The 4934-nt window shown below is 76.3% G+C and carries 2 protein-coding genes; both read right to left on the bottom strand.

The window, feature by feature from the left end:
• On the bottom strand, positions 1–1883 hold a 1883-nt coding region (locus C6N75_RS03110), incomplete at its 3' end, for a type I polyketide synthase (protein WP_258177194.1).
• A gap of 257 nt (positions 1884–2140) precedes the next feature.
• A partial coding sequence (locus C6N75_RS03105) for a type I polyketide synthase (protein WP_146132473.1) occupies positions 2141–4934 on the bottom strand: 2794 nt, incomplete at its 5' end.

Genomic DNA, 4934 nt, shown 5'->3' with positions numbered 1-4934 from the left:
AACAACGCAGGCTGCACCACATCCACCCGATCCACCGGCGGAAGCCCCTCCCCCTCCACACCCGCCAGCACATCCCGCACCGACCACCCCGTCAACGGCGCCAACACCCGATCACACTCACCCACCACCCGCCCGAACACCGCACTACCGGCCAGCAGCTCACGACCCATCGCCACCCACTGCGGACCCTGACCCGGGAACACGAACACCACCCGGCCGGCACGTCCGGCCGTACCCGACACCACGGCGTCGTCGGCCCGGCCCTCGGCGAGGGCGCGGAGCAGCCTGGTGGCGTCCTCGGTGTCCGTGGCGACCGCCGCGGCCCGGTGCTCCAGGTGGGTGCGGTGCCGGGCGGCGGTGCGGGCGATGCCGGCGAGCGGCACGCCGGGGTCCCCCTCCAGCCAGTCGGCCCAGGCCGCGGCCTGGGCGCGCAACGCGGACTCCGTCCGGCCGGAGACGACGACCGGAAGCGGACCCTCCACCGGGGCCGCGGCCACGGCCTCCCGCGCCGGGGCCTCCTCCAGCACCACGTGCGCGTTGGTGCCGCTCAGACCGAAGGAGGAGACCCCGGCGCGGCGGGGCCGGTCGGCGTTCCGCTGCCAGTCGCGGGGCTCCTGGACCAGCTCGAGTCCGCTGGTGTCCCAGTCGACGAGGGCGCTGGGCTGTTCGGCGTGCAGGGTGCGCGGGAGCTGCTCGTGCTCCAGCGCGAGGATCATCTTGATGACGCCGATGACGCCGGCGGCGGCCTGGGTGTGGCCGATGTTCGACTTGGCGGAGCCGAGGCGGACCGGGTTGGCCGGGTCGCGGTCGGGGCCGAAGACCTCGGCGAGCGCGCCGGCCTCGATCGGGTCGCCCAGCGACGTACCGGTGCCGTGGGCCTCGATGGCGTCGATGTCGGCGGCGGCGAGCTTGGCGGCGGCGAGTGCGTCGCGGATGACGCGGGTCTGGGAGGGGCCGTTGGGGGCGGTGAGGCCCTGGCTGCGCCCGTCCTGGTTCACCGCCGAACCCCGGATGACGGCGAGGACGTCGTCGCCGTCGCGCTGGGCGGCGGAGAGGCGCTTGAGGACGAGGACGCCGACGCCTTCCGACCAGCCGGCGCCGTCCGCGTCGGCGGAGAAGGACTTGCAGCGCCCGTCGGGGGCCATCGCCTTGAGGCGGGAGAACTCCACGAAGAGGGTCGGCGCGCTCATCAGGGTGACGCCGCCGGCCAGGGCGACTTCGCACTCGCCGCCGCGCAGCGCCTGCACGGCCAGGTGCAGGGAGACCAGGGACGAGGAGCAGGCGGTGTCGACGGTGATGGCCGGGCCCTGGAGGCCGAGCGAGTAGGAGACGCGGCCGGACAGGACGCTGCTGGCCTTGCCGGTGCTGACGTAGCCGTCGAGGGCGTCCAGGTCCAGGCCGAGGTCGCCGTAGTCGGAGCCCATGGTGCCGAGGTAGACGCCGGTGCGGGACTCGCTGAGGGTGTCGGCGGGCAGGCCGGCGCGCTCCAGGGCTTCCCAGGACGTCTCCAGGACCAGCCGCTGCTGCGGGTCCATCGACATGGCCTCGCGCGGGCTGATGCCGAAGAAGGCGGCGTCGAAGTGCTCGATGTCGTCGAGGAAGCCGCCCCGCTGGGCGTAGCTCTTGCCCTCGGCCTCCGGGTCGGGGTCGTACAGGTCGAGGCTCTTCCAGCGCTCGGGGAGGTCCCCGGTCGCGTCGCCACCGGCGGCCAGCAGCTCCCAGAAGCGCTCGGGCGAGGCGATGCCGCCGGGCAGCCTGCACGCCATCGACACGACCGCGATCGGCTCGGAGCGCTGGGCCTCCAGCTCGGCGGCGCGCTTCTGCAGGGCCCGGATCGCGGGCAGGGCTGCTTCCATCCGGTCCTGATGCGAGTTCGACACCATCGAGCCTTTCTGGGCGACCGGCGCGAGCGGGCAGCGGTCCTGATGACGCGGCCGTTGTCGTCCTGTGGGGACCTGACCCATCCAAGGACGGGGCACTTGAGCGGCGGTGGACGACGGCTGGACGCGCCGCGGGCATGCCGGAGGCCCCCGGCACCCTGGTCGGTGCGGGGGCGGTGCCGACCTGGGCTTTCGCGCCCGGGTCGGTGAGCCCGGCCCGGGCGGCTCGGCCCGGGTCGTTCAAGCCGGCCTCAAGCGGCTCAGCCCAGGTCGTCCAGGCCCGCCTCGGCGAGGAAGGCGTCGAGTTCGGCGCTCAGCTCGGCCACCGACCGCTCCTCGGCGGCGGGTACGGGAAGGGCGGCGGCGGCCGGCTCCATCCGGGTGACGATCAGCCGGGCGATGTGCTCCGGGGTCGGGTGGTCGAAGGCGAGGGTCGCGGGCAGCGTGAGCCCGGTCGCCCCGGAGAGCCGGCGGCGCAGCTCCACCGCCATCAGGGAGTCCAGGCCGAGGTCCTTCAGCACCTGGTCGGGGGCGAGCGCGCCCGGACCGTCCAGGCCGAGCACGGTGGCGACCTCGCCGAGCACCAGGTCCACGGTGAGGTCGCCGCGCCGGTCGGGGGCGACGGCCAGCAGTCGCTCGCGCAGCCCCTGCGGGGCGGCGGCCGGCTCCTGGCGTACGCCGCCGCCGGCCGCCCGGCGCAGCGGCGGCCGGACCAGCGCGCGGTACAGGGCGGGCGCGGGCCGGCCCTGGTCGAGCTCGCGCCGGGCGGCGGCCAGGTCGAGCCTGGCGGGGACGAAGTTGGCCGCGGGGCGGGCGAGCACGGCGTCCAGGAGCCGCAGCCCGGTGTCGAACGGCAGGGGCGCGATGCCCTGCCGGCGCAGCCGTTCGATCTCGGCGCGTCCCAGGGCGGCGGTGAGTCCGATGCCGGCCTGCTGCCACAGGCCCCAGGCGAGGCTGGTGGCGGGGCGGCCGGTGGCGCGCAGCTTGGCGGCCAGCGCGTCGAGGTAGCTGTTGGCGGCGGCGTAGACGCTCTGCCCGGCGGAGCCGACGGTGCCGGCGGCCGAGGAGAAGAACACCAGGGCGGCGAGGTCGCATCCGGCGGTCAGCTCGGCGAGGTAGTGGGCGCCGCGGACCTTGGGGGCCATCACGCGGGAGAGCCGCTCGGAGGTCTGCGCGGTGACGATCCCGTCGTCGAGGATGCCGGCGAGGTGGAACACGCCGGTCCACGGGTGCGCGGGGTCGGCGAGGGCGACGACCCGGGCGAGCGCGTCGCGCCGGGAGGCGTCGCAGGCGACGATCCGGACGCTCACGGCGCCGTCGTCGGTGAGGGTGCGGACCAGCTCGTCGGCGCCGGGGGCGTCGGGCCCCTGCCGGGAGGTCAGCACCAGGTGGCGCACCCCGTGTCGGCGGACCAGGTTCCGGGCGACCTCGCGGCCCAGCTCGCCGGTGCCGCCGGTGACGAGGACGGTGCCGTCCGGGTCGAGCGCGCGGCTTGCGCCGGTCGCCGGGGCGGCGGCCGGTTCGGCGCGCAGCAGCCGGGCGGCCCGCACCGCGCCCTCGCGGACGGCGAGTTCGGGTTCGCCGGTGACGGCGAGGGCGGTGCGCAGGGCGGTCGGGTCGACCGGGCCGGGGCCGATGTCCACCAGCCTCAGCCGCCGCTCGGGGTGCTCGGTGCGGGCGCAGCGCAGCAGCCCCCACAGCGCGGCGTAGGCCAGCCCCTCCAGGGTGTCGCCGTCCGCCGCGGCGACGCTGCCGCGGGTGAGCCAGACCAGTTCGGTGGCGGACAGCCGCTCCTCGGCGAGCAGCCCCTGGAGCAGCATGAGGGTGTGCTCGGTGGCCTTGTACGCGGCTTCGGGCGCGCTGTAGATGGGCGGCAGGCCGGTCATGTCGACGACGACCCTGGCCGGCGCGGCGGGCAGGACGCCGAGCCGTTCGGTCAGCGCGTCCAGTCCGGTGATCTGCTCCGCGCCCAGTGCCTCGGCGGTGCGGCCGTCGCCGTTGAGCACCAGTTCGGCGGTGGCCGCGCCCCGGGTGGCGTCGTCCGGCACCGGCGTGAAGTCCAGTCGGTGCAGGTCCTCGGCGCCACCGGTGAGGGCGGCCCGCAGCCGGTCGGCGGTGGCGCGGCGCAGGCTCAGGCCGCCGATCCGGGCGACGGGCCGGCCTTCGCTGTCGGCGGCCCACAGGGTGAGCGTCTGCCCGGCCTCGCCGGGCTCCACCTCGACCCGCACGCGCAGCTCGCCGCTGCCCACGGCGTACACCCGCACGTCGGTCCACTCGAAGGGCAGCAGAGCGCCCTCGGGTTCGCCGCGTCCCGAGGTGACCGCCTTCATGGTGTGCAGGGCGGTGTCCAGCAGGGCCGGGTGCAGGTGGTAGTCCGCGCCCGCGCCGGGGTCCGGGAGGCGGACGGCGGCATAGCCGGCCCCGCCCGTGCGGCACAGTCCGGTCAGCCCGCGGAACGCGGGGCCGTAGTCGATGCCCTGGGCGGTGAAGTCCGCGTACACGGCGGCCGGATCGACGGCCTCGGCACCGGCCGCCGGCCATCCGGTGGCGAGTGCGGCGAACGCCTCGTCGTCGGCGGGCGTGGCGGCCGGCGCGGTGTCGCGCAGCGCGCCGCTCGCATGCCGCCGCCAGGGTGTGCCGGCCGGCGCGCTCTCCGGGCGGCTGTGGATGGTGATCGGGCGGCGGCCGGACTGGTCCGGCGCGCCCACGGAGAGCTGGAGCCGGACCGGGTCGTTGACCACCAGCGGCTCGGCGAGGGTGAGTTCGGCGACCGAGTCGGCCCCCACCTCGTGGGCCGCGGCGGTGGCCAGCTCCAGCAGCCCGGTGCCGGGCACCACGGTCTCGCCGAAGAGGACGTGGTCGCCGAGCCAGGGGTGCTCCTCGCGGGACAGCCGCCCGGTGATCAGGTGGCTTTCCCCGTCCGCGAGCGGGGTGACCGCACCCAGCCAGGTGTGCGGCGAGGCGTCCAGACCGAGCGCCCCGGCGTCCCCGGCCTCCCGCGGCGGCTCGCTCCAGAAGCGTTCCCGCTGGAAGGCGTACGTGGGGAGGGCGGCG

It is taken from the genome of Streptomyces solincola, from assembly GCF_002982015.1.
Classification (GTDB): Bacteria; Actinomycetota; Actinomycetes; order Streptomycetales; family Streptomycetaceae; genus Streptomyces; species Streptomyces solincola.
This window is presented reverse-complemented; position numbering and strand designations above follow the sequence as displayed.